This window comes from Pseudomonas sp. 8Z, assembly GCF_902506535.1.
GTDB lineage: Bacteria > Pseudomonadota > Gammaproteobacteria > Pseudomonadales > Pseudomonadaceae > Aquipseudomonas.
Window position 1 is genome coordinate 86197 of record NZ_LR733827.1, and the last position, 25305, is coordinate 111501.

Annotated in this window: 22 protein-coding genes, 2 tRNA genes and 1 pseudogene; 11 read left to right on the plus strand and 14 right to left on the minus strand. The window is 61.6% G+C overall.

Annotated features, from left to right (window positions below):
* The first annotated feature begins 119 nt into the window (after positions 1-119).
* On the plus strand, positions 120-425 hold the full coding sequence (locus AERO9A_RS13125) for an NIPSNAP family protein (protein ID WP_159972411.1): 306 nt from the start codon (positions 120-122) through the stop codon (positions 423-425).
* A gap of 89 nt (positions 426-514) precedes the next feature.
* Here the strand turns inward: AERO9A_RS13125 and AERO9A_RS13130 are convergent, their stop codons facing one another.
* On the minus strand, positions 515-844 hold the full coding sequence (locus AERO9A_RS13130; protein ID WP_159972412.1) for a DUF2790 domain-containing protein: 330 nt from the start codon (positions 842-844) through the stop codon (positions 515-517).
* A gap of 433 nt (positions 845-1277) precedes the next feature.
* Between AERO9A_RS13130 and AERO9A_RS13135 the strand changes: the two genes are divergently transcribed.
* Together AERO9A_RS13135 and AERO9A_RS13140 are read left to right on the plus strand one after the other, a co-directional pair.
* Entirely contained in the window at positions 1278-2558 is a 1281-nt protein-coding gene (locus tag AERO9A_RS13135; RefSeq protein ID WP_256666022.1) for an OprD family porin, read from the plus strand.
* 141 nt (positions 2559-2699) lie between these two features.
* On the plus strand, positions 2700-2888 hold the full coding sequence (locus AERO9A_RS13140; RefSeq protein ID WP_178111138.1) for a hypothetical protein: 189 nt from the start codon (positions 2700-2702) through the stop codon (positions 2886-2888).
* A 260-nt stretch (positions 2889-3148) separates the two neighbouring features.
* Here AERO9A_RS13140 and AERO9A_RS13145 read toward each other — a convergent pair whose 3' ends face one another.
* Both AERO9A_RS13145 and AERO9A_RS13150 read right to left on the minus strand, forming a co-directional pair.
* Positions 3149-4573 carry a heavy metal sensor histidine kinase gene (locus AERO9A_RS13145; RefSeq protein WP_159972415.1) on the minus strand — a complete coding sequence of 475 codons (1425 nt, stop codon included), beginning with the start codon at positions 4571-4573 and terminating at the stop codon, positions 3149-3151.
* Entirely contained in the window at positions 4570-5244 is a 675-nt protein-coding gene (locus AERO9A_RS13150) for a heavy metal response regulator transcription factor (RefSeq protein ID WP_159972416.1), read from the minus strand. Before AERO9A_RS13150 ends, AERO9A_RS13145 begins: the two co-directional genes overlap by 4 nt.
* A gap of 408 nt (positions 5245-5652) precedes the next feature.
* Here AERO9A_RS13150 and AERO9A_RS13155 point away from each other — a divergent pair, with 408 nt between their 5' ends.
* From AERO9A_RS13155 to AERO9A_RS13165, 3 genes are read left to right on the plus strand one after another with little or no spacing between them, the layout of a single operon-like run.
* Positions 5653-6903 carry a TolC family protein gene (locus AERO9A_RS13155; protein WP_159972417.1) on the plus strand — a complete coding sequence of 417 codons (1251 nt, stop codon included), beginning with the start codon at positions 5653-5655 and terminating at the stop codon, positions 6901-6903.
* Positions 6904-6960: 57 nt separating this feature from the next.
* The gene (locus AERO9A_RS13160) at positions 6961-8238 is read left to right on the plus strand and encodes an efflux RND transporter periplasmic adaptor subunit (protein ID WP_159972418.1); all 1278 of its coding nucleotides are present in this window, start codon (positions 6961-6963) and stop codon (positions 8236-8238) included.
* Positions 8239-8260: 22 nt separating this feature from the next.
* Positions 8261-11416 (plus strand): efflux RND transporter permease subunit, encoded by a 3156-nt coding sequence (locus AERO9A_RS13165; protein WP_159972419.1) that lies wholly within the window; start codon positions 8261-8263, stop codon positions 11414-11416.
* Between the two features lie 56 nt (positions 11417-11472).
* On the opposite strand, the gene AERO9A_RS13170 is transcribed toward AERO9A_RS13165, so the two are convergent.
* Complete coding sequence (locus AERO9A_RS13170; RefSeq protein WP_256665960.1) at positions 11473-13464, minus strand: alkaline phosphatase family protein; 1992 nt, start codon at positions 13462-13464, stop codon at positions 11473-11475.
* A gap of 54 nt (positions 13465-13518) precedes the next feature.
* Positions 13519-14202 carry a Crp/Fnr family transcriptional regulator gene (locus tag AERO9A_RS13175; RefSeq protein ID WP_159972420.1) on the minus strand — a complete coding sequence of 228 codons (684 nt, stop codon included), beginning with the start codon at positions 14200-14202 and terminating at the stop codon, positions 13519-13521.
* 102 nt (positions 14203-14304) lie between these two features.
* On the opposite strand from AERO9A_RS13175, the gene AERO9A_RS13180 reads away from it, so the two are divergent.
* From AERO9A_RS13180 to AERO9A_RS13200, 5 genes and pseudogenes are all read left to right on the plus strand, one after another.
* Positions 14305-14829, plus strand: a complete 525-nt coding sequence (locus AERO9A_RS13180; protein WP_159972421.1) for a DUF962 domain-containing protein — start codon at positions 14305-14307, stop codon at positions 14827-14829.
* Positions 14830-15209: 380 nt separating this feature from the next.
* Positions 15210-15482 (plus strand): type VI secretion system tube protein TssD (tssD, locus tag AERO9A_RS13185; RefSeq protein ID WP_159974046.1); only part of this gene is annotated, 273 nt, incomplete at its 3' end.
* Position 15483: 1 nt separating this feature from the next.
* A pseudogene (locus AERO9A_RS13190) lies at positions 15484-16708 on the plus strand (aspartate aminotransferase family protein); the annotation flags it as partial.
* Between the two features lie 453 nt (positions 16709-17161).
* A complete protein-coding gene (locus AERO9A_RS13195) occupies positions 17162-17617 on the plus strand; it encodes a MerR family transcriptional regulator (RefSeq protein ID WP_159972422.1) in 456 nt (151 codons plus the stop codon).
* Positions 17565-17951, plus strand: coding sequence for a carboxymuconolactone decarboxylase family protein (locus tag AERO9A_RS13200; RefSeq protein WP_152488005.1), 387 nt, complete (start codon positions 17565-17567; stop codon positions 17949-17951). The genes AERO9A_RS13195 and AERO9A_RS13200 overlap by 53 nt, the downstream gene beginning before the upstream one ends.
* Positions 17952-18021: 70 nt before the next feature.
* On the opposite strand, the gene ychF is transcribed toward AERO9A_RS13200, so the two are convergent.
* The 9 genes from ychF to AERO9A_RS13245 form a co-directional block, all read right to left on the minus strand.
* The gene (ychF, locus tag AERO9A_RS13205; RefSeq protein ID WP_159972423.1) at positions 18022-19122 is read right to left on the minus strand and encodes a redox-regulated ATPase YchF; all 1101 of its coding nucleotides are present in this window, start codon (positions 19120-19122) and stop codon (positions 18022-18024) included.
* Between the two features lie 25 nt (positions 19123-19147).
* Positions 19148-19738, minus strand: a complete 591-nt coding sequence (gene pth / locus AERO9A_RS13210; protein ID WP_159972424.1) for an aminoacyl-tRNA hydrolase — start codon at positions 19736-19738, stop codon at positions 19148-19150.
* Positions 19739-19801: 63 nt separating this feature from the next.
* Positions 19802-20407: a 50S ribosomal protein L25/general stress protein Ctc gene (locus AERO9A_RS13215; RefSeq protein WP_159972425.1), complete on the minus strand. Its 606-nt coding sequence runs from the start codon at positions 20405-20407 to the stop codon at positions 19802-19804.
* A gap of 106 nt (positions 20408-20513) precedes the next feature.
* Complete coding sequence (locus AERO9A_RS13220) at positions 20514-21455, minus strand: ribose-phosphate pyrophosphokinase (protein ID WP_159972426.1); 942 nt, start codon at positions 21453-21455, stop codon at positions 20514-20516.
* A gap of 46 nt (positions 21456-21501) precedes the next feature.
* Positions 21502-21576, minus strand: a tRNA-Gln gene (locus AERO9A_RS13225).
* Positions 21577-21631: 55 nt separating this feature from the next.
* A tRNA-Gln gene (locus AERO9A_RS13230) sits at positions 21632-21706 on the minus strand.
* A gap of 26 nt (positions 21707-21732) precedes the next feature.
* Positions 21733-22602, minus strand: coding sequence for a 4-(cytidine 5'-diphospho)-2-C-methyl-D-erythritol kinase (ispE, locus tag AERO9A_RS13235; protein WP_159974047.1), 870 nt, complete (start codon positions 22600-22602; stop codon positions 21733-21735).
* A gap of 243 nt (positions 22603-22845) precedes the next feature.
* Positions 22846-23460, minus strand: coding sequence for a lipoprotein insertase outer membrane protein LolB (gene lolB / locus AERO9A_RS13240; protein ID WP_178111139.1), 615 nt, complete (start codon positions 23458-23460; stop codon positions 22846-22848).
* The gene (locus AERO9A_RS13245; RefSeq protein WP_159972427.1) at positions 23460-25187 is read right to left on the minus strand and encodes a tetratricopeptide repeat protein; all 1728 of its coding nucleotides are present in this window, start codon (positions 25185-25187) and stop codon (positions 23460-23462) included. The genes lolB and AERO9A_RS13245 overlap by 1 nt, the downstream gene beginning before the upstream one ends.
* Positions 25188-25305 lie beyond the last annotated feature (118 nt).

Genomic DNA, 25305 nt, shown 5'->3' on the forward strand with positions numbered 1-25305 from the left:
ATTGAGCACAGTGACAGTCAGGGCAGCATCGTTGGCCTGTAGCGTCCCATGCGAGGAAGGTACAGTTGGCCTCCTCGTTATGCTTATATGCGCGGCTGATTCGAAACCCGGAGACACGGATGATCACCTGCTACCTGCGTTACATCATCGACCCTTACAAGCTCGAAGCCTTCGAACATTACGCCAAGTTGTGGATTCCTTTGGTGGCGAAGTTCGGCGGTACGCACCACGGCTACTTTTTGCCGTCAGAAGGCGCCAACAACGTCGCGCTGGCGTTGTTCAGCTTTCCTAGTCTGGCCGCTTACGAACGCTATCGGCAGGACTCCTTCGCCGACGCAGAATGCCTGGCTGCGTTCAAGTACGCCGAGGAAACCCGCTGCGTGATCAGTTACGAGCGCAGTTTCATGCGGCCTGTGCTGGATTAAGGCGAGCGAGTGAGTGCCGAAAGGGCCTGGCGTCGTTCAGGTTGCCGATCCACTCGGCAACCTGAAGCGGGCGGCGGGCATGTGGGGCTTCAGTTTTGGCCGCGGCATTCGCCTTGGCCGCGGTAGCGGATGCTGCGCAGTTCGCCTGAGGTGTCTTCGAACACCATGAGCTTGGGAACAACGCCGCAGTATTCGATTCTTGGGCTTTGGTGAACGACCTTGGCGATGTTCAGTGGCATGCCGTAGCGGTAGTCCTGAATGTCTGGCATGGGCTTGCCGCTACGCTCGGCATAGCGCTGAGTGATCTCAAGGCTTTTCTGTTCGTTCTGTTTGACCTTGCCTTCGGGGAAGGACAGCGCATACGCGCTGTTGGCGGCCAGAAGAAGGGCGAGCGGAAAAAGGGCAGTAATGGGCTTCATAAGTAGGCCTGCTGGCTAATGTGTTCGAGGCAAACACTAGCGAGCCGTGGCTTACCCAGGCATTGCGGCAAAATTACAATCGCGCAAACCGATGTTGGCAGGCGGCGACGGGTATCTGTTGCGGGCTGTCGATCTCTAACGCGTTATGCGTTGTCGCCCAGTGTCTCAGGGCTCTATATCTCGTCATTTCCCGTACGTTCATTGCAGGTTGCGCCTGGACAGTGCGGCGCATGGCCGGTTCTTGCATGACGAAATTGTAATGCTGCGCTCATCTTCGAGTTATCTGCGAGTTGCAAGGATGTGATGGCCATAACCACAAGAACAATTGGCCTATGACAACCCTAAAACTGCCGGTCAGTATCAGGAGCAATGCATGAACAAGAGCCCCCTAGCCCTGGCTATCACCTGCGCGCTGGCACTCGCCCCAAGCGCAATGATTCAGGCGGCCGAGACGCAGGCGAGCGAAGGCTTCCTCGAAGGCAGCAGCCTGAAGATTCTCAATCGCAATTTCTATTTCAACCGGGACTACCGCAACGGTGAAGCCAGGGTGTTGCCCAATGGTGAGCGCAGCAGCTACACCGAAGCCTGGGCGCACAGCATTCTGGCCAACTATGAGTCCGGCTTCACGCAGGGCACCGTTGGCTTCGGTCTTGATGTCCATGCCGGGTTGGGTATCAAACTCGATACCGGTGACGGGCGTTATGGCCCAGGCGGTAGTGTCAATTTGATGCCAGTCGATAGCGATGGCCAGGCTGAGGATTCCTATTCCAAGGTCGGCGCTGCCGTGAAAGCGCGTTTCGCCGATACCGTCGTCAAGGCCGGTGACGTGTTCCCGACCACGCCGGTGGTGCATTACGGCGATTCGCGTTTGCTGCCGCAGAGTTTCAAGGGCTTTACCCTCGTCAATAACAGCGTTGATGGTCTGACCCTGCAAGGTGGCCGCCTGCACGCCATGAGCCAGCCGCAGGAAAGCACCACACGCGGTGACTTCGCGACCTTCTACGCCGGACAGGTGGACTCACCCTGGGTCAGCTATTTCGGGGGCGATTACGCGCTTAACGACAACATCGGCTTCAGTCTCTACAGTAGCCGCCTGAAGGATGCCTGGGATCAGCATTACGCGGGCATGTCGTGGACGTATCCGCTCTCCGAAGAGCTGTCGCTGTTTGGCGGTCTGAATTACTACAACGCCCGCGATGAAGGTAAGCAACTGCTGGGCGACTTCAACAACAACATCTACAGCGGCAGTGTCGGCGTCAAATACGGTGCCCATCGTCTGGCGCTTTCTCACCAGCGCAACAACGGTGACGACGATTTTGACTACCTGCGTCAGTCCGACTCGATCTTCCTCGATAACTCCATCCAGTACAGCGACTTCAACTCGCCCAAGGAGCGTTCCTGGATGCTGCGTTACGACCTGGATATGGCCGACTTCGGCGTGCCGGGCCTGAGCTTCATGGCGCGCTATGCGCTGGGTCGCGATGCCGATTACTCCAACGCCAACAGCGTGTACATGCGTCGTGATGATGCTGGTAACCCGCTGACCGACCAGAAGCGCTGGGAGCGCAACCTTGAGGTCAAGTACGTGTTCCTTGAGGGCTCGCTCAAGGACCTCTCGGTGCGCGTGCGGCAGATGAATACCCGCGCCACCGCATATGAAAGCGACCTCGATGAGGTGCGCGTCATCGTCGAATATCCGCTTCAGGTGCTGTAACGAATGGCGGGGGCGGCGGTGCCGCCCCTGTCTGACAGGATTGTAATTCGGGCCTCATGCTCTCGTTAGGTGCGGCTGCTTAGCATGGGACTGTCTTCGAAGCGTTCGTATCCACGTTTGCTCAGTCAGTCCGAGGTTTCTATGAAAGTTTTCTCCCAGTGCCTGTTCATCGTTTTTCTGGGTGGCGCCAGCATGTTTGCCAGCGCTGAAGATGGTTCGCAGCGTTCGCTAGAGGCGCTTGCCGAGTTCCGTGAAAACCAGCAACTCATCCATGGCGATAACGCCGGCGAGCAGCAGGTTACCGTTGCTCAACGCGAGCAAGACGATTGATGGCGCGCATTGCCCGAGCTGTACACCCCATCTCTTGGTAGCTCCCGCTCCTTTGGTGAGAGATGGTTTCTTGGCGCCCCAGTCAGACCGTGTGAACGCTACTGCGCTTGGTCGTGCAGTGTTAAAAAGCGGCTCAGAATGCTTCTTTACAACTCGTAAGCTGCGTTTTTTGCCATTTTTTGCCCTGTTAGACCTTCGCGCGCTACGTTTTCATTCAGTCTGCGATGGGGCGCTTTTTTATTGCAGGTCAGAACCCTGGCTCATTCATGTCCGCGATTTTTGCCGTGCTCGGCATCCGGTTGTGGCAGCGGGAAGTGCAGCGTGAATACTGTGGTTGCATCGAGGTTGCTACTTACGCTGACCTGGCCGCGATGCAGGCTCATGATCGAGCGAACGATCGCCAGCCCCAGTCCTGTACCGCTATCGGCACGTGAGCGGCCATTGTCCACACGGTAGAAGCGCTCGAACAGCTTGGGCAGGTGCTCGGCGGCGATGCCCGCGCCCTGATTGCTCACCGCCAGTGTCACGTTCGCTGCGCGGGTGCTGAGTGTGATGTCAATGTTCGATCCTGCCGGGCTATGGGTAATGGCGTTGGATAGCAGGTTGGAGATGGCGCGCTGCACCATCAGGCGATCACCGCTGATCGTCGCCTGGCCAGAGAGCTTGAGGGTGACCTGTTTATCTTCGGCCATGAGGCTGAACAGCTCCGCCACCTTTTCGGCCTCTTCGTGCAGACGTAGGCGCTCGAATGGCACCAGCGCCGCCGGATGGCTGACGTGAGCGAGAAATAGCATGTCGGAGATGATCCGCGTGACGCGCCCCAACTCCTCGGTGCAGTTTTCCAGCACCCGCTTATATTCCTCGGGAGGCCGCTCGCGTGACAGCGTGACCTGGGCCTTGCCGATCAGATTGCTGATGGGCGAGCGCAGCTCATGGGCCAGGTCATCGGAGAACTGCGAGAGCTGCTGAACACCCCCATCGAGACGGTGAAACATGAAGTTGATGCCGTTAGCCAATTCGCGCAGCTCCTGTGGTAGGTTCTCCACAGGTAAGCGGTGGCTCAGGTCGTCAGTCGAGACGCGCTCGGCAATCGTGCGGAACTGGTTCAATGAGATGAGGCCGCGATGTGCGATCCACCAGGCTCCAGCCGCGATAAGTGCCAGCACGAAGGGCAGGGCAATGAGTGTGGATTCGATGTAGGCGCGCAGCAGCGCCTGATCGCTGGCGCGGTCGAGCGTGAGCAGCGCACGTATCCGTGAGCCGTCCTTGCGCTGAAAGAGCTGGGAGGCCGTCAACAAAGCTTTGCCCTGCTCATCCTGCCAGTAGTGAAAGGCGATGCCTTCGGCAGGGATGGCGGCGTCGGGCTGCAATGGTGCTTGCATCAAGCCCACACTCATCAGCTCCTTGGGTGGGGAGCTGTCGTCATAGAGGGTGAGCGAAAGGCTGTCGTGGCCTTGAATCAGGTCGCGGATATTGTGGGTCTGGCTGCCCACTTCGGGGCGAATCGCGACCTCCCGCAGGCTGTGGCGAACTTGCTGTAGCTTGTCCTTGAGGCTTTGTTCGGCAATGCCGTCGAGTTGTCGGCTTAGAGAGAAGTAGGCCAGCGCGCTGAGCAGTGCCACCAGCAGCAAGCCCAGCACTGCGACCGACAGGCTGAGTCGACTCGATAGTCGGTCTGGCTTCATGGCCGTGCTTCCAGTACATAACCGACACCGCGCAGGGTATGGATCAGCTTGTTCTCGAACGGATCGTCGATTTTGGCGCGCAGGCGGCGGATGGAGACTTCGACGACGTTGGTATCGCAGTCGAAGTTCATGTCCCAGACCAGGGAAATGATTTGGGTGCGCGAGAGCACTTCACCGCTGCGTCGCATCAGCAAGTGCAGCAGGGCGAATTCCTTGGTGGTCAGATCGATACGTTGCCCACTGCGGTAGGCACGGTGGCGAGCCGGATCCAGTTCGAGGTCGTCGACCTTGAGCACGTCCGGCACCGGCGCCTGCTCACCACGGCGTAGCAGCGAGCGAACCCTGGCCAGCAGCTCAGGAAACTCGAACGGCTTGATCAGGTAATCATCGGCGCCGGAATCGAAGCCTTTGAGTTTGTCGGCCAGACGCCCGCGTGCTGTCAGCATCATCACGGGGGTGCGGCTGTTACGACGGATGCTGGCCAGTACGCCCCAGCCATCGATCTCCGGTAGGTCAACATCGAGGATGACCAACTCGTAAGCGGCCTGGGCCGCCATATGTATGCCGTCGACACCATTGCTGGCAATGTCGACGATATAACCGCTCTCACTAAGTCCCTGGTGGAGATACTCGGCAGTTTTAAGCTCGTCCTCGACAATCAGGATTCGCATGCAGTGATTGACCTTGGTGGTGGGAAAGTTTTATCGACCCGCGATGAATGTTGGAGTAAGGGGCGGTCGACTTTTATGCGGATTGCTGCGCGGCGCGGATGGTGAGCCCTGTAGCCACTATAGGGTCAAGCATCGGCCTTTTAAATTCAGGCGCTTACAGACCGTTTTTTGAATATTTCGCTGGTTTTTTTAATGTTTTAATTATGTCAGTTTGTAACTTTGCGACGCCTCTAAGTGTTGCGGCGGCGGCATGTTAATACAGCGCTATATGCGGTAGTCGTGGATTACATATTTGTAATCTTGCAGTCACCTCGACGATAAGGGCGGTTCCCTAAATTCTGCACCGAATTAAGTGCTCGGAAATGGCCTAGCTGTCTCCGAATGGATACCGGTGTGGAGGAGGAGCCCTTGTCGAGGCGATATTCGAAACGTGCAGAAGGCGTTTTCCTGGCCGTGGTGTTGCTGTTCGGCACTGCTCAGGCCAATGCGGCGACGCCGCTCACGCTGAGCGAGGCGTGGCAGCAGGCTCTGCAAAGCAACCCGTCGTTACAGGCTGGTGAGCGCAATGTCGGCATCGCCGAAGGTGAGCGCAAGCAGGCTGGAGTGTTGCCTAACCCAGAGCTGTCCTGGGAGGTGGAGGACACGCGCAGTGATACGCGAACCACGACGGTGCAGATCAGCCAGCCGATCGAACTGGGAGGCAAGCGCGGTGCCCGTATCGAGCTGGCCGAGCGTGGCATCGATGGCGCTGCGATAGGTCAGGAGCAACTGCGCAACGAGCTACGTGCTGAGGTGGTGGCGGCGTTTCAGGGCGTGTTGCTGGCACAGATGCGCCAGGCTCTGGCTGAGCAATCACAAACCTTGAGTGAGCGCGGCGTGGCGGTGGTCGAGGCGCGGGTCAAGGCGGGTAAAGCTTCCGCTCTGGAGGCCAGCCGTGCGCGCCTGCAGTTCGAGGAGGTGCGCCTGGAAGCCCTGCGTGCCCGTGACCAGCGCCTCAATGCCATGAGCCAGTTATTGGCGGTCATCGGCCCGCAGTCGTCTGCGGCTGAGTGGGTGCTGGGCGGCAAAGCCGAAGACTTGCCGTCACTGCCTGGCGAAGCGGAGTTGCTGCGGCGTCTGGATGGCGTTGCGCCGATGCGTCTGGCGGAAATCGAGATTGCGCGCCAGGAGGCCTCGGTGACGGTCGAGAAAAGCCAGCGCATTCCCGATCTCATCGTCAGCCTCGGCAGCCAGTACAGCAGCGAGGATCGCGAGCGGGTGAACCTGGTGGGGCTGTCTATGCCGCTGCCGTTGTTCGACCGCAATCAGGGCAACGTGCTGGCCGCTTCGCGCCGCGCCGATCAGGCGCGTGACCTGCGCAATGCCGCGTATATGCGCCTGCGCAGCGAGGTGCAGCAGGCCCACCAGCAATGGCGCACGGCGCAAGGCGCGATCAGGGGCTTCGAAGGGGGCTTGCTGCGCTCCGCTGATGCGGCGCTGGAGAGCACTACGCGGGGCTTTCAGATGGGCAAGTTCGGCTTCATCGACGTACTCGATGCCCAGCGCACCCTGATCGACGTGCGCTCGCGTTACCTGCAGGCGCTCGAAGAGGCCTTGGATGCCTGGGTGCGTCTCGAACGTATCTACGGCGATCTCAGCGTCCGCGCCGATTCCTACTGATTCCTTGTCACGCAGACCGCAGCGATGCCGGTCACTGATCACTGTTTGGGGTTGTTCATGCAGAAGAAACTCGGTGTTGCCATTACGGCAGCCATCGCCGCTGGCTTTGTCGGTGGTGCGTTGTTCTATAACGGTGGGCAGTTCGCCACGGATCTTGGTCAGCGACTGCTGCAAAGCGGTCAGGGCTATATGGCCAGCATCAACCCAGTGGCGCTGGCGTATGCCGGCGAGGGGCATGGCGAGGATGACGATGAGCATGACGAAGAGGGCGCGGGTCATGCCGAGGCTACGCAAGCGCATGACGAGGAGGGCGGGTTGACGCTGAGCGAGGCGCAAATTGCCGCTGCCGGTATCGAAGTCGCCGAGGTGCAGGCGCGCAGCATGAGCACCTATATCTCGCTGCCCGGTGAAGTGAATTTCAATGAGGAGCGTACGGCGCATGTGGTGCCGCCGAGTGCCGGGGTGGTCGAGCGGGTGCTGGTCGGTTTGGGCCAGAAGGTCGCTGCCGGGGAGGCGCTGGCGGTCATTTTCAGCCAGCAGGTTTCCGAGCTGCGCAGTGAAATGGCAGCGGCTGCGCAGCGTGTCGAGCTGGCGCAAACCACCTTCGAGCGCGAGCGTCAGCTCTGGCAGGACGGTATCTCGGCCGAGCAGGATTATCTGCAGGCCCGCCAGGCGCTGAGCGAGGCGCGCATCGCCCTGGGCAATGCCCAGCAAAAGGGCAAGACCCTCAACCCTCGGGGCGATGCTGGTGATGGCAGCCGCTACAACCTGCGCGCGCCTTTTGCCGGGGTGGTGGTCGAGAAGCATCTGGTGCCGGGCGAAGTCGTGGGTGAAAGCAGCACCACCTTCACGGTGGCCGACATGAGCCAGGTGTGGGTCACCTTCAGCGTCTCGCCGCGTGATCTGGAGCGAGTCGAGGTCGGCCAGGACGTGCGCGTGATTGCCCCGGAACTGGGGCGCGAGACGCGCGCCAAGGTGGCTTATGTCAGCCGCTTGTTGGGCGAGCAGACGCGCACCGCGACGGGCCGCATCACCTTGGATAACGCCGATGGCGTGTGGCGCCCTGGGCTGTTCGTCTCCGTCGCGCTGGTTACCGAGCGCCACGAGGCGCAGACAACGATCCCGCTCGCGGCCATTCAGGAGGTCGAGGAGCAGACCAGTGTGTTCGTACGCACAGCCGAGGGCTTCGAGGTTCGCCCAGTGACATTGGGCACGCGCAGCGACGGCTTCGTCGAGGTGCGCGAGGGGCTGAAGGCTGGCGAGCGCGTTGCCGCGAGCGGCAGCTTTGTCCTCAAGTCCGAACTGGGCAAAGGCAGCGCCGAGCACGCCCACTGAACCTCATCGACGAGTATTTTTCATGTTTGAACGCATCATTCAATTCGCCATAGAGCAGCGCTTTCTGGTGCTGCTGGCCGTGTTGGCGATGGCTGGGGTGGGCGTGGCCAGTTATCAGAAACTGCCAATCGACGCCGTGCCCGACATCACCAACGTACAGGTGCAGATCAGCACCGCAGCCGACGGTTTTTCACCGCTGGAAACCGAGCAGCGCATCACCTTCCCCATCGAGACGGCCATGGCGGGTCTGCCGCACCTGAAACAGACCCGCTCGCTGTCGCGCTCGGGGCTGTCGCAGGTCACCGTGATCTTTGAGGACGGCACCGATCTCTACTTCGCCCGGCAGTTGGTCAACGAGCGCCTGCAAAGCGCCAAGGAACAGTTGCCCGCAGGGGTTGAAGCGTCCATGGGGCCGATTTCCACCGGCCTGGGCGAGATTTTCCTATGGACGGTGGAGGCCAAGGATGGCGCTCTCAAGGAAGATGGCACGCCTTACACGCCGAGCGATCTGCGGGTGATTCAGGACTGGATTATTAAGCCGCAACTGCGCACGGTGCCGGGGGTGGCCGAGATCAATAGCATTGGCGGCTTCGCCAAGGAGTTTCAGGTCGCGCCCGATCCCAAGCGCTTGGCCGCCTACAAACTGACGCTGGGTGAACTGCTGCTGGCGTTGGAGCGCAACAATGCCAACGTCGGTGCCGGTTATATCGAGCGCAATGGCGAGCAACTGTTGATCCGCGCACCTGGGCAATTGGAAACCCTGGACGACATCGCCAACATCGTCGTGGCCAACGTCGATGGCACGCCGATCCGCGTCAGCGATGTGGCGCAGGTGATGCTCGGTCGTGAGCTGCGCTCCGGTGCGGCTACCGAGAATGGTCGCGAGGTGGTGCTGGGCACGGTGTTCATGCTCATTGGCGAGAACAGCCGCAGCGTGTCCCAGGCCGTTGCTGCTCGCCTGGAAGAGATCAACCGTTCGCTGCCCGAAGGGGTGGTGGCGGTCACGGTCTATGACCGGACCAATCTGGTGGACAAGGCCATCGCCACGGTGAAGAAGAACCTGATCGAGGGGGCGATTCTGGTTATCGTCATCCTCTTCCTGTTCCTCGGTAATATCCGCGCGGCCCTGATCACCGCCATGGTCATTCCGTTGTCGATGTTGTTTACCTTCACCGGCATGTTCAGCAACAAGGTCAGCGCTAACCTGATGAGTCTGGGGGCGCTCGACTTCGGCATCATCGTCGATGGCGCGGTGGTGATAGTCGAGAACGCGATTCGCCGTCTGGCCCACGCGCAGCAAAAGTATGGCCGCGAGCTGACCCGCAGCGAGCGCCTGCATGAGGTGTTTGCCGCGTCCAAGGAGGCTCGCCGTGCGCTGATTTTCGGCCAGTTGATCATCATGGTGGTGTACCTGCCGATCTTCGCCCTGACTGGGGTTGAGGGCAAAATGTTCCACCCCATGGCCTTCACTGTGGTCACTGCGCTGTTCGGCGCCATGATCCTGTCGGTGACCTTCGTGCCGGCGGCTATCGCGCTGTTCGTCACCGGCAAGGTCAAGGAGGAGGAAAACGTACTGATGCGCTTTGCCCGCCGTGCTTACGAGCCGGTGCTGGATAAGGTCATGCGCTATCGTTTGCAGGCTTTTGGTGGCGCGCTGGTGCTGGTGTTGTTCTCCGGTTTTCTGGCCACGCGCATGGGCAGCGAGTTCGTCCCCAGCCTCAGCGAAGGCGACTTCGCCTTGCAGGCGTTGCGCGTTCCCGGCACTAGCCTGACGCAGTCGGTGGATATGCAGAAACGGCTGGAGCAAGCCGTGCTGGCCCAGATGCCGGAAGTCGAGCGCGTCTTTGCGCGTACGGGGACGGCGGAGATCGCCTCCGACCCGATGCCGCCAAACATTTCCGACAGCTACGTCATGCTCAAACCGCGCGACCAGTGGCCTGACCCGGGCAAATCGCGGGAAACCCTGATCGCCGAGTTGCAGGCCGCCGCCGAGCTGGTGCCAGGCAGCAACTACGAGTTGTCGCAGCCGATTCAGTTGCGCTTCAACGAGCTGATTTCCGGCGTGCGCAGCGACGTGGCGGTGAAAATCTTCGGTGACGACATGGCTCAGCTCAACCGCACGGCTGCCGAAGTGGCGCAGGCCCTGGGTAGCATCGAGGGCGCGTCCGAAGTGAAGGCCGAGCAGACCACTGGCCTGCCGGTGCTGACGGTTGCCATCGACCGCGACAAGGCCGCGCGTTATGGCCTGAATGTCGGCGACATTCAGGAAACCGTTGCCGTGGCGGTCGGTGGCCGCCGTGCGGGCACCTTGTTCGAGGGCGATCGTCGCTTCGATCTGGTGGTGCGCTTGCCTGAACACCTGCGTACCGACATCGATGGCCTGTCGCGCCTGCTGATCCCTGTACCTGCCGCTGGCGCGGCCACCAGTGTCGGCTTTATTGCCCTGTCGGAAGTGGCCAAGCTGGAACTGGCGCCAGGGCCCAATCAGATCAGCCGCGAGAATGGCAAACGTCTGGTGGTGGTGAGTGCCAACGTGCGCGGGCGTGATATCGGCTCGTTCGTTCAGGAGGCCGAAGGGAAGATTCGCAGCGATGTGAAGATCCCGGCCGGTTACTGGACGAGCTGGGGCGGGCAGTTCGAGCAACTGCAATCAGCCGCCAAGCGTTTGCAGGTGGTGGTGCCGGTCGCTTTGCTGTTGGTGTTCATGCTGTTGTTCATGATGTTCAACAACGTGCGCGATGGCCTGCTGGTGTTCACTGGCATCCCCTTCGCCCTGACGGGTGGGGTGATGGCGCTGTGGCTGCGTGACATTCCCTTGTCGATTTCCGCCGGGGTCGGCTTTATCGCCTTGTCGGGGGTGGCGGTGCTCAACGGTCTGGTGATGATCTCCTTCATCCGCAACCTGCGAGAAGAAGGCATGAGCCTGCAGCGTGCCGTCACCGAAGGCGCCCTGCAACGCTTGCGCCCGGTGCTGATGACCGCTCTGGTGGCCTCGCTGGGCTTCGTGCCGATGGCCCTGGCCACCGGTACCGGCGCCGAAGTGCAACGCCCACTGGCGACTGTGGTGATTGGCGGCATTCTGTCGTCCACCGCGCTGACCTTGCTGGTATTGCCGGCGCTGTATCGCTGGGCGTATCGACGCGAGGAGCAAGAGGAAGAGGCCGCCGCCAGCCGCTGAGATGTTTGCTGGCTGAGCGCCTGTTTCAGGTGGCTCAGTCGGCCAGCGGCGCGGGCTTAGCGGCGGTTTGCGCCGCTGTCCGTCGAGGCCGCTGTGCGGTCGGTATGCTTGAGTCGCGTTGCCGTTTCGCTCGTTTCACGCTCGGCGATGAAGGCTACCGGCTCCGAGCCATCGGCGCTGAGCTGGAGGATGTGTTTGGGCCGGCCCTGCTCATCGAAGAACACCTGGCCGAGCCCTGCGCCGTTCCACAGTCGTTCGCCTGCGCGGCTGCGATCCGGGATGATTGGGCTGACGCGCATGCGGCGGCGTTTGGTCAGCCAGTTGAGCGGCGAGGCTGGGGCGTAAAGCCAGCGGTTGAGGCGATCGAACCAGTCCAGCAGCTTGGCCGGAAACTCGTTCTTGATGCCGCTGCTGGTGATCTGCCAGATGGTCGGGCTAGCGCGACGGTGGCGGATGCGTACGCGGTAAACGAAGGAGTAGTGCACGTCACCAGAGAGGATGACGAAATCCCCCGGCGTGCGTGAGTGACGAAAGATATTGAGCATCACGCTGGCCGCGCCGCGGTGGGCCATCCAGTTCTCGGCGTCGACCATCAGTGGGTGCCCGGCCAGGGTGAAGAGCTTCTGGATACCTTCGATCAGCTTGACCCCGAACATCGGCGCGGGCGAGACGATGATGCAGCTCGGGTGGTCGAGCAATGCCTGCTGAAATTCACACAGGGCTTCCCAGTCCATCAATCCTGACGGCCGCGACAGATGCCCTTCGCTGCGCCAGCGCCGCGTGCGCGTGTCGAGCACCAGCAGCGCCGGCGTAGTCGGCAGCACGTAATGCCAGTGCTCGAAGTGCAACAGGGTGTCGATCAGCGCGTCTTGTGCATCGGCCTGTAGGTGGTTTTCCTGGCGTTCGCGCAGCAGTGTGGCGCAGGCCTTTAGCGGCTCGGCGAAGGCATCCGGCTGATTGCCCCAGCCCTGGCACAGCAGGTAGGCGAGCAGGGCGTTGCCGATAATGCGTTTGGAGAAGGGGTGGCTGTAGGCGGTTTGCTCCCAGCGCGCCGAGAGGTTCCAGTCATCGGTGACATCGTGGTCATCGAAGATCATCAGCGTCGGCAGGTGGGCGAGCACACGAGCGACCTGGCCGAGGCTCTGGGCGAAGGCTTCGATGTGCTGACGTTCGCTGGCATAGCGTTGCTGTTGCGCGTCGCTCAGCGGCGGCTGGCCTTCCTCGATCAGTGTCCAGGGCACTGGCGACCAGACCAGCAGGTACATGGCGACCATCTCGGCGAAGGTCACCAGATGGTTGTCGGCGCTGCTGCTGGTGAAAATGGGTTTTTCCACGCCACCGAAGAATTTATCGCGCAGGGTCTGGTTGCTCTTCAGCGCGGGCAATAGGTCGGCGCGTTGGTAGTAGCCGACCGGGTCGGCATAAAGCGCCTGGCTGTCTTCGACCAAGGCGCCTTCAAGGCGCTCGTCGAACAGACCGAGGCGTGCGATCAACTGGTGGATGGCGCGCAGCATCGGCCCGGCTACGTCATCGACGTAGACCTGATCGCCACTCATCAGCAGCAGGGCCGGACGCTGCGTTGCTTCGTGCGGCGTGGCCAGTAGACGGTCGGCGCAGAGCAGGCCGTCGCTTGCCGGATGATGGGGTTTGCGGCAGGAACCATGGAGCAACTGGTCGACCCGAGAACGCAGGACGAAGTCGGCATGCTCGGCACCGTCGTAAAGCAGGTGCGGCGCCCAGTCGGCCATGCCGCGCGCGCTGTTGCCGTCGATGATCTGCACGTCATAGGCGATGCGTACGTCTTGTGGCAGCGCCTGGGCCAGCGGCAGGTCGATCAGGTGCAACACCGCGTGGCGCCCCAGCGGCAGGCGCTGGCAGTGCTCATCGAGCGGCAGGCTGCGCGGCGTTTGGCCCTGCGCCTGTAGCCAGAGTTGCAGCGTGAGTTCGCCGCTGGCGACCAGCCACAGCACCAGGCGGCCAGGCTCAAGGCGCCGCAGCAACGGGCCGACGAGGACTTCGGGCAGCGAGGTGTGGGGCTTCTCCAGCATGACGCTTCCTGCAGGGCAATTGAGCAGATTGGACATTATCAGGCGTTTGGCCGTTCAGCTTGCCGCCTGACGCAGGCGCGACAGATCGAGTATCTCGATCTCGCCGTAGGTCAGGCGGACGATACCCTGCGCCGCCAACTCCTTGAGGATCTGGTTGGTGGTCTGGCGTGACAGCGAGAGCATCAGCGCGAGCTGTTCCTGGGCCAGGTGCAGCACCCGACGTGGCTCGCCTTCGCCGTAGTTTTCGGCAATCAGCAGCAGGCGCCGGGCCAGACGTGGCGCAGCCGGCAGCAGGCTCATGTCTTCCAGGGCGTGGAACGCCAGGCGCAGCTTGTGGCTCATCAGCAGAGCGAAGTCGCGCCAGTATTGCGGCTGGCGTTCGAGCAGGGCGAGCAACTCGGCCTGCGGTAGCAGCAGCAGGGTGCTGGGGCTTTCGGCGAAGGCATCGTGGGTGCGCGGCAGACCGTCGAACAGGGAGATCTCACCGAACCAGTAGGGCGGCTCGATCAGCGTCAGCAGCGCCTCTTTGCCACTCTCACTGACCGCGCCAACGCGCATCGCACCGTCGACCACCGCATACAGGCCGCTGGGCTTGTCGCCACGGCGGAACAGCCGTTGGCCCGCGTCGAGGCGCTGCACCTGGGCCATTTCCAACAAGGCATCGCGCAATATCGGTGGCAGGGCGGCGAACCACTGGCCTTGCAGCAGGCGTGCGAGGTGGGTGTGCGGGTCGGGCATGGCGGTTCCTGTGTTGGGCAGCATTGTCGGCTAGCTGACAGAGTGGCGGTGCAGGGCAGGGCGATGATGCTCCGGCCTGTATCACCTCAGAGGACGATAACAATGAAAACCCTCGTCGATCACCTGGCCCAGTATGCGGCCTATCACCGTGACCGCCGCAACATCGCCAGCCATTTCATCGGTATTCCCATGATCGTATTCGCCGTGACGGTGTTGTTGTCGCGTCCCGGTTTCGCCGTGGCTGGTTTTTGGTTGGCGCCTGCGAGCCTGGCAGCGCTGGCCTCGGTCTGGTTTTACTTGCGTCTGGACCGCCGCTTTGGCCTGGTCATGACGGCCCTGCTGGCGCTGTGCCTGTGGGGCGCCGCCAAGCTGGCGATGGCGAGCACGGCACTTTGGTTGTCGGCAGGTCTTGGTTTGTTCTTGGTCGGTTGGGTTATCCAGTTCGTCGGCCATTATTACGAAGGGCGCAAACCGGCCTTCGTCGACGATGTGATGGGCTTGATCGTCGGGCCGCTGTTCGTGGTGGCTGAGGCCGCCTTCCTGCTTGGCCTGCGCAAAGAGGTCGAACATGCCGTGGTAGACATTGCCGGGCCAACTTGCATCCGCGAGAAGAAAGCACTGGCCTGATGTGGCTCAGCCAAGTGCGTTACGGCGCGCTTGGCCAGGCGTGAACGAGTGGGTTTGCCGCTTGAGAAGGACGTTTTTCAGGGGAGTATCGATGTTGCCAATTGCGCAACTTCTTGCACAGCAAAATGTGGATAAGCCTGTGGATAGATTCCTGCAGGCCTTTGTTGATAAGCCTTAGAAGCTACTGCGCAAAAACTTGCGCAGTAGTGCGCAACTTCTTGCGCACTTTTCCGTGACTTAATGCGCAATATGACCTTTTGGTTGCTTTTGGTCACATTAAGTCATTGATCTATATAAAGTTGCAAAAACTGGCATGCCGTTCGCTTTAGTCCAGGCTCCCGGATCACTCACGATCCATGACCCAGGCAAGGAGAGCACTCATGCCAACACCCGCGTATCTGTCCCTCGAAGGCACCAAACAAGGTTTGATCACCGCTGGCACCTTCACCGAGGACTCGGTCGGCAACATTTTCCAGGAAGGTCATGAAGACCAGATTCTGGTTCAAGCCTACAACCACCAGGTCATCATCCCGCGTGACCCGCAGTCCGGCCAACCGACCGGCCAGCGCGTGCACAAGCCGCTGATGATCACCAAGGTCTTCGACAAGTCCTCGCCGCTGATCTTCAACGCCCTGACCTCCGGTGAGCGTCTGNCAACCCCAAGACCGCACACTGGCAGGCCCTGAGCCAGGCCCACCATCTGGCGCCGTTCAGTGATTACAAGCAGTTGGCCGAGAAGGGCCCGCGCATCATCACCGAGGCCCAAGGCGTGCACCTGTGGGACAGCGAGGGCAACAAGATCCTCGATGGCATGGCGGGTTTGTGGTGCGTGGCCGTTGGCTATGGCCGCGAGGAGCTGGTCGAAGCTGCCGCTACGCAAATGCGCCAATTGCCGTTCTACAACACCTTCTTCCAGACTGCCCATCCGCCCGTGTTGGAGCTGGCCCAGGCCATCTCCCAGTTGGCGCCGGTCGGTATGAACCACGTGTTCTTCACCGGTTCGGGCTCCGAAGGCAACGACACCATGCTGCGCCTGGTGCGCCACTATTGGGCGTGCAAGGGGCAGCCGAACAAGAAGGTCATCATTGGTCGCGACAACGGCTATCACGGCTCCACCGTGGCCGGCGCCAGCCTCGGCGGCATGAAGTTCATGCATGAGCAGGGCGATCTGCCGATTCCGGGGATCGCCCATATCCCGCAGCCTTACTGGTTCGGTGAGGGCGGTGATATGACCCCGGAAGCCTTCGGCATCTGGGCGGCTGACCAGCTTGAGCAAAAGATTCTCGAACTGGGTGAGGCAAACGTGGCGGCCTTTATCGCCGAGCCGATTCAGGGCGCCGGGGGTGTGATCATCCCGCCGCAAACCTACTGGCCACGCATCAAGGAAATCCTCGCCAAGTACGACATTCTCTTCGTCGCCGACGAAGTGATCTGCGGCTTTGGCCGCACCGGCGAGTGGTTCGGCAGCCAGTATTACGACCTCAAGCCTGACCTGATGACCATTGCCAAAGGCCTGACCTCCGGCTACGTGCCGATGGGCGGGCTGATCGTCAGCGACAAGGTGTTTGAGGTGATCGAGGCGCACGGCGACTTCAACCACGGCTTCACCTATTCCGGGCATCCGGTGGCGGCGGCGGTGGGGCTGGAGAACCTGCGCATTCTCAAGGACGAGGGCATCGTCGAACGAGTCCAGGCGCAAACGGCACCGTATTTGCAGAAACGACTACGTGAGCTGGCCGATCATCCGCTGGTGGGTGAGGTTCGTGGTCTGGGCATGCTTGGCGCCATCGAGCTGGTGCAGGACAAAGCGACGCGCAAGCGTTACCCGGATGACGTGGCCGCTGGCATGGTCTGCCGGGGGCACTGCTTCAACAACGGTGCTACGCCGCAGCCAGAAGCACCGCTTACCGTGGCGTCGCTTCAAGCGACTGGTGAACGCATTCATACCTTATGTCAGGTTGGCACACCCCTACCCGGCAGAACGTTTTCGCGTCAAAACCTGAGGCAGGAGCCGTATGCGGTAATGCTGCACGTACGGATCTGTGCGGGGGGCGGTGGGTAACCACCGTCTCTACCGCGACCCCCTTTTTCGTCCCCTTTTTCTCCCTGACTTCTCCACGCGCAAGTACCACGATGTATTGCTGGCCCTCGATGAGCAGACGCGTGGTGGGCGTCCATTCGTGGCGTATTCGACTCGGCACCTGATTGAAGCGCGGCGTTAACCTGGGGCGCTGTCACGCGGGTCGGTTGGGCTACCGGACATTGCCCGGCGCTTGACGTGGATGCTGAAAGGGGTTGACTTAGAGCGCGCTCGAACTTTTAGGATCGCCCCATGGAACCTCATCTGAGCATCGACGAAGTCGCCCGGCGTACCGGGCTGACAGCCCATACCCTGCGCTATTACGAGCGCATCGGGCTGATCGGCCCGGTGGGCCGCACGGCGAGTGGACAGCGCCGCTATGCGCCTTCGAACATGGCTTGGATCGAGTTCCTGCTGCGCCTGCGCACGACCCGCATGCCGATCGGCAAGATGCAGGCGTTCGCGGCGCTGAGGGGCGCCGGAGACTCGACGGTGCCGGCGCGTCGCCAGATGCTGGAAGAACACCTCGCGGAGGTTCTGGCCGAGATCGAAGCGATGCGCTGCGCCGCCGATGCGCTGCAAGCGAAGATCGAGCACTACCGCTCGTGCGAGCAGCGCCTGGCGCTGGAGTCATCAACCGAGAGGGGCAACGAGCATGAGCAACGAAAGTCGGTACCAGCGGGGGCTGGCCAGGCTGAAGGAGATTGACGGCGAGGCCGGCGAGCGGGTGGTGGAGAGTCTGGCTGGCATCGCCCCGGATTTCGCGCGCTACCTGGTGGAGTTCCCGTTCGGCGATATCTACTCGCGGCCGGGGCTGGACCTGAAAAGCCGGGAGATCGCCGTGGTGGCGGCGTTGACCGCCCTTGGCAATGCTGCGCCACAGCTAAAGGTGCATGTGCATGGCGCGCTGAACGTCGGTGTCAGCCGTACCGAGATCGTCGAGACGATGATGCAGATGGCGGTGTATGCCGGCTTTCCCGCTGCACTCAATGGCCTGGCGGTGGCGCGGGAGGTGTTCGAGCAGCGCTCTGAGGCGGCCTGACGCCGGGGCCATAAGCGCGAAGCCCCCAGCGGCGTGGATCCGCTGGGGGCTTCGAGGGAGCGGGGCAGGCTCAGACGTTAAAGCGGAAGTGCATCACGTCGCCGTCTTTGACGATGTAGTCTTTGCCTTCCAGGCGCCATTTACCGGCTTCCTTGGCGCCGGCTTCGCCTTTGAACTGGATGAAGTCGTCGTAGGCGATGACTTCGGCGCGGATAAAGCCTTTTTCGAAGTCGGTGTGGATCGCAGCGGCGGACTGCGGGGCGGTGGCGCCGACCTTGACGGTCCAGGCGCGTACTTCCTTCACGCCTGCGGTGAAGTAGGTCTGCAGGTTGAGCAGCGAGTAACCAGCGCGGATCACGCGGTTCAGGCCCGGCTCTGCCATGCCCATGGTTTCGAGGAACATCTGCATTTCTTCGAGATCGTCCAGCTCGGCGATCTCGGCCTCGATTTTGTTGCACACCGGCACGACGATGGCGCCTTCTTCTTCGGCGATGGCTTTTACCACGTCGAGGTGCGGGTTGTTCTCGAAGCCGTCTTCGGCGACGTTGGCAATGTACATCACCGGCTTGGTGGTGAGCAGGTGGAAGGTCTTGGCCAGGCGCTTCTCGTCGTCACCCAGGTTCTTCAGCAGGCTGCGGGCGGGCTTGCCTTCGGTGAGATGGGGGATGAGTTTTTCCAGCAGGTTCTTCTGCGCTACGGCTTCCTTGTCGCCGCCCTTGGCGGTGCGGGCGACGCGCTGCAGTTGTTTCTCGCAGCTATCGAGGTCGGCCATGATCAGTTCGAGGTCGATGATCTCGATGTCACGCTTGGGGTCGACGCTGTTGGCGACGTGGATGACGTTCTCATCCTCGAAGCAGCGCACGACGTGGGCGATGGCGTCGGTCTCGCGGATGTTGGCGAGGAACTTGTTGCCCAGGCCTTCACCTTTCGACGCACCGGCTACCAGGCCGGCGATGTCGACGAATTCCATGGTGGTGGGGATCACCCGCTCGGGTTTGACGATCTCGGCCAGGGCGTCCAGGCGCGGGTCGGGCATGGGCACGATGCCGCTGTTCGGCTCGATGGTGCAGAAGGGGAAGTTTTCTGCGGCGATGCCGGACTTGGTGAGGGCGTTGAACAGGGTGGACTTGCCGACGTTGGGCAGGCCGACGATGCCGCAGTTGAATCCCATGATGTGTCCCTCGGGGGAAAGGTGGTTACTTGGTTGCCTTTTGGCTATGCAGTTTACGCATGGCCACGGTCCAGTCGCCGGCGAGTATTTCCGGCAGGACGTCCAAGGCGAAGTCGATGCTCTGGTCGAGCAGTTCCTGTTCGCTGCGTGGGGCGCGTCCGAGCACGTAGCCGGATACCAGGCTGGCGTGCCCAGGGTGGCCGATACCGAGCCGCAGGCGATGGAAGTTATTCTGGTTGCCGAGCTGGGCGATGATGTCGCGCAGGCCGTTGTGCCCGCCGTGGCCGCCGCCCTGTTTGAGCTTGGCGACGCCGGGAGGCATGTCGAGTTCGTCGTGGGCCACCAGGATCTCTTCGGGTTTTATCTTGAAGAAATTGGCCAAGGCCGCCACGGCTTGGCCGCTGCGGTTCATGTAGGTGGTGGGGATAAGCAGGCGAACTTCGCGCCCCTGGTGGTTGAATTTGCCCACCAGGCCGAAATATTTGCGATCTACGGAGAGGTTGACGCGCTGGCTGGCTGCCACGCGCTCAACGAAAAGGGCCCCTGCATTGTGCCGGGTCTGGTCGTATTCGGGGCCGGGGTTACCCAGGCCAACGATCAGTTGTACGGCAGTCATACAGGAGCCCTTTCGAGGAATTCGCCCAGCGTGATCGCCTGCTGGGCGGGTTCCGCGCTGCGATTACTCGGCAGCGCCTTCTTCGTCTTTAACGCGGCTGGCGTGGATGTTGGCCACGGACAGGTCGTTACCGTGAGCCAGTGCGACCAGCTCAACGCCTTTCGGCAGTTTCAGGTCGGACAGGTGCACGTTCTGGCCAACTTCTACGGCAGCCAGGTCGACTTCGATGAATTCCGGCAGGTCTTTCGGCAGGCAGGAAACTTCGACTTCGTTGATGGTGTGGGACACTTCGCCGCCTTGCTGCTTCACGCCAACGGAGGTGGCGTCGTTGATGAAGTGCAGGGGAACGTGGGCGCTCAGCTTCTGGCCGGCAACAACGCGCTGGAAGTCAGCGTGCAGAACATAGCCTTTGGCCGGGTGGCGCTGCAGGGCTTTGATTACAACGCTTTCTTTGGTGCCGGCAACGTCCAGGCTCAGTACGTGGCTGAAAGCCGCTTCGTTTTCCAGCAGTTTGGCCAGTTCTTTGGCCAGCAGGCTGATCGATTGCGGGGCTTTCTCGCCACCGTAGATCACGGCAGGCACCATGGCGACGTTACGACGCAGGCGGCGGCTCGCACCTTTCCCCAGGTCGGAACGCACTTCGGCATTCAGGGCAAATTCAACAGTCATTTCACTTCTCCAAAATAACCAAACCGCCTTGGGGCTTGCGACCAGCCTTTGGGCGGTAGGGCAAAAAGCCCCGCACGAGGCGGGGCAGTGTGATCTGGCCTGTTCCTTAGCGGAACATGGCGCTGATCGATTCTTCGTTGCTGATGCGGCGAACCGCTTCGGCGACGACCGGGGCAATGTCGAGCTGGCGAATACGCGAGCAGGACTGTGCCGCAGCGGACAGCGGGATGGTGTTGGTCACCACCAGTTCGTCCAGCGAGGAATTTTCGATGTTCTCGATGGCACGGCCAGACAGCACCGGGTGGGTGCAGTAGGCGTAAACCTTGGCGGCGCCGCGATCCTTCAGAGCCTTGGCCGCGTGGCACAGGGTGCCGGCGGTGTCGACCATGTCATCGACGAGGATGCAGGTACGGCCTTCGACGTCACCAATGATGTGCATGACTTCGGATTGGTTGGCCTTTTCGCGACGCTTATCGATGATCGCCAGGTCAACGCCCAGGCTCTTGGCCACGGCACGGGCGCGTACCACGCCGCCGATGTCGGGGGAGACGATCATCAGGTTGTCGAAACGCTGATCTTCGATGTCGTCGACCAGTACGGGCGAGCCGTAGATGTTGTCGACCGGGATGTCGAAGAAGCCCTGAATCTGGTCAGCGTGCAGGTCGACGGTCAGTACGCGGTCGATGCCAACTACGGTGAGCATGTCGGCCACGACTTTGGCGCTGATTGCCACGCGCGCCGAACGCGGACGGCGATCCTGGCGGGCGTAACCGAAGTAGGGGATAACGGCGGTGATGCGGGTCGCCGAAGAGCGACGGAAGGCATCGGCCATCACAACCAGTTCCATCAGGTTGTCGTTGGTGGGTGCACAAGTCGGCTGAATCAAGAAGACGTCCTTACCGCGGACGTTTTCGTTAATTTCGATCATGACTTCGCCGTCGGAGAATTTACCGACCGAAGCATCGCCGAGTGGAATGTGCAGCTGACGAACGATCCGTCGCGCCAGATCGGGGTTTGCGTTCCCCGTGAAGACCATCATCTTGGACACGCGCAGTACCTGCCGGCTGAGGGTATACCTGGATGGGTATGGAAAATGGCAGGGGCGGCTGGATTCGAACCAACGCATGGCAGGATCAAAACCTGCTGCCTTACCGCTTGGCGACGCCCCTATATTCTGTGTTGAATCTCGTGCTTTTCGGTTTCGATGCCTCCCGTGGGAGGTTATGGCAGGGGCGGCTGGATTCGAACCAACGCATGGCAGGATCAAAACCTGCTGCCTTACCGCTTGGCGACGCCCCTGTATCGTATAACCGAATGCTGAGCATTCACTTCTTGGCCAATGCTTGGAGCTTGCGGTGCAACATCGAGATGTTACGACCTTGAGCGACAAAGCTCGGCAGAGTGCCTGGAAGTTGGCGGGCGACTTTATCAGCATCGTCCCGATTTGGGAAGCTCCCAAATACGCAAGCTCCAGTGCCGGTTAATCTAGCTGGAACAAAATTGTTCAGCAAGAACAAAGCGTTACGAACTTCTGGGTAACGCTTCTCTACAACCGGCTGGCAGTCATTTCGACCACCCCCCGCAAGAAGGCTGCGAACTTTAATGGGCGGCGTATCGCGTGTCAACTCGGGCGAGCAGAAAACTTCTGCTGTGCTTACAAAGACTTGCGGCACTGCGACGAGGAACCAGGGCTCATCCAGCACTACGGGTGTCAGGCGCTCGCCCACGCCTTCGGCGAAGGCCGCGCGGCCACGCACGAATACCGGCACGTCGGCGCCGAGGGCTAGGCCCAGTTCGGCCAGGCGATCCTCGCCCAGTTGGGTGTGCCAGAGGTGGTCGAGGCCGAGTAAGGTAGTGGCGGCGTCTGAGCTGCCACCACCGATGCCGCCGCCCATGGGCAGGCGCTTATCCAGCCAGATGTCGGCGCCGAGCCTGGTGCCGGAGGCTTCCTGCAGTCTTTTGGCGGCGCGCACGATCAGGTTGCTGTCGTGCGGTACACCTTCGATGGGGGTGTGCAGGCGGATTTCGCCGTCCTGACGCAGGCTGAAACCCAGTTCGTCGCCGTGATCGAGGAATTGGAACAGGGTCTGCAGTTCGTGATAGCCGTCGTCGCGGCGGCCGAGGATATGCAGCATTAGGTTGAGCTTGGCGGGGGCGGGCAGGGTGAGTTCGACGTGGGTGGGGATGGCGGTCATAGGTGGCATGGACGACGTAGCCCGGATGCAATCCGGGGCTTGGTGGCGATGGTTCCCGGATTTCATCCGGGCTACTGAGTCTGCTTGGGTCTAAAAAGCGTCGCGGCTAAAGCCCATCCCACTGGGTTTGGTGCGGTTGTAGCTCTTGGCGCTGTGGGAGGCGCTTTAGCGGCGACTGCTTGAAACACTGTCGCGGCTAAAACGGAATGCCGCCCAGCCGCTCCTACGGGGTTGGGTGCGGGCTTACTGGCCTAGCTGGCGCGGTTGCCAGTCCTTGATCACCAAGGTGACGTCCAGATCCTGGCCGTGCAGTTTCATGCGCTGGGGCAGGGCATAGCCGTTTTGCTCGGTGTAGCTGAGGTATTCGACTTGCCAGCCATCTTGCTCCAGGCGGGCCAGGTGGCTGGCGCCGTCTAGGGTGATGCGGCTCTTGCTCTCAGGTGCGGGCAGGCCGCGAATCCACCAGAGCAGGTTGGAGACGGGGAGATCCAGGCGCAGTTGCTCGCGCAGCAAGGCTTCCGGTGACTCGGCCTGGTAGCGGCCACGGTTGGCCACTTCCAGCAGGATGTCGCCCGGACGGCCGGTCAGGCGCGCGGCGCCGCCACCCAGTGGGCCGGAGAGGCGGATGTCGTAGTAGTCCTGACGCTGCAGCCAGAACAGGGTGGCGCTGCCGGAGTCGCGTGGGGCGCGAATGCCGATTTTGCCATTGATCTGCCAGCCGTCGAGCTGGGTGATCTGTTGCTTGTGAGCTTGCCATTGGGCGGGGTTGCCCTTGCCTTCGACAACTTCGTGCGAGGTCAGGCCAGCGCAGCCGGTGAGCAGGGCGAGCAGACTGAATGCGAGCAGGTGACGGAACATCAGAGTTTCTCGGAGCCGGTCAGGCGCAGCACAGTGCTACGCAAAATGGGACTGTCGGGATTGCCTTGTAGCGCTGCGCGCCAGACGCGCTTGGCGTCGTCTTGCTTGCCCTGCGCCCAAAGCACTTCGCCGAGGTGGGCGGCGACTTCGTGGTCGGGGAATTTCTCTAGGGCCTGACTCAGCAGGCGTTCGGCCTCGTCGAGGTTGCCCATGCGGTAATTGACCCAGCCCAGGCTATCGAGGATGGCGGGGTCGTCCGGGTTGAGCTGGTGGGCGCGTTCGATCAGCTCGCGGGCCTCGGCGTAGCGCGTGGTGCGGTCGGCCAGGGTGTAGCCCAGGGCATTGAGGGCCATGGCGTGTTCCGGCTCGCGTTCGAGGATGAAGCGCAGGTCGGTTTCCAGTTGCGCCAGATCGTCGCGTTTTTCCGCCAGCATGGCGCGGGTGTAGAGCAGGTTGAGTTCGTCCGGGAACTGTTCCAGACCCTGGTTGATGGTTGCCCAGGCCGCGTCGACCTGGCCGTTGTTGCTCAATGCCTCGGCTTCCAGCAGATAGAGCTGGATGGCGTAGTCGGGCTGGGCGTCGCGCGCCTTGGCCAGGCGTTGCGAAGCTTCTGCGTAGCGGCCTGCGCGCACCAGTAGTTCGGTCTGGCGTTGTTGCGCGGGGAGAAACTCGTTGCCGGGGCCGACCTGGGCGTATTCGAGCAGGGCGCTGTCGTTGTCTTTCAGTTCTTCATAGGCGCGGCCCAGGTTGTAGTGGGCGGCGTCAACGTGGCTGCGACGCTCGACCAATTCGTCCAGGTAGACGATGGCCTCTTCCCAGGCTTCGGCTTCCAGGCACACCAGCGCCAGGGAGAAGCGCAGGTCGTCGTCGTTGGGGTTTTCCTGCACCAGCTTGGAGAACTCGCCCTTGGCGTCGTCCAGGCGATCGTGCTCGACCAGCAGGCGCGCGTAGGTTAGGCGCAGGCGCTTGTCTTCTGGGTTCTGACGAATACCTTTTTCCAGCAGTGGCAGGGCCTCTTCGCCGCGTCCGAGGCTTTGCAGCAGGCGTGCGCGCAGCAGTAGCGGGGAGACTTCGCGGGCGCTGGCAGGCTGATCTTCGAGCAACTCCAGAGCGTCTTCGGCGCGGCCGTCCTGTTGCAGGAGGATGGCCTTGCCGAACAGCAGTTGGCTGTTGTCCGGGTATTTGCGCAGCAGGCGATCGAACCCCTGCAGCAGGCCGGCGCGGGTATCCGGGTCGGTTTCCGCCGCAGACAGGGCGAGGAAGTCGAAATGGGTGTTGCCCTGGCGTTGCAGTACCTGCTCCATGAAGGTCATGGATTCGTCGTAGCGACCGGCACGCGCCAGTTGCACGGCAGCAGCACGCTGTGCGTCGATGTCGGTCGGCGCGGCGTCGGCCCAGATCAGTGCGCTGTCCAGCGCGGCCTGCTCGGCACCGAGGTATTCGGCGATGCGGAAGGCCCGCTCGGCAACGCCTGGGTCATGCGTGGCCTGGGCCTGTTGCACGTAGTTGCCGAGGGCGATATCGAAACGGTTGCGCTGCCCGGCCAGTTCGGCGCTGAGCAGCGAGTAAAGCGTGTCTTCGCTGAAGGAGCCGTACTCGTCCGGTGCCGGTTTGGCGACCTGATCGGCTTCCTGGATTGGCGGTGTGCCGTCCGGCTCGTTGGGGGCGAAGGTTTGGCAACCGCTCAGGAAGGCGAAAGCAGTGATTAACGCGAGGGGTCTATTCATAGTGCCTTGTCGTGCTTGATGGCGGGCGGGCACTGCCACGTTCTGGCGGCCCTGCCCTGGCGACTGTCGCGGCATCATGACACAAGCCTCGGGGCAAGCCCATGGGGCGTGTGATCTC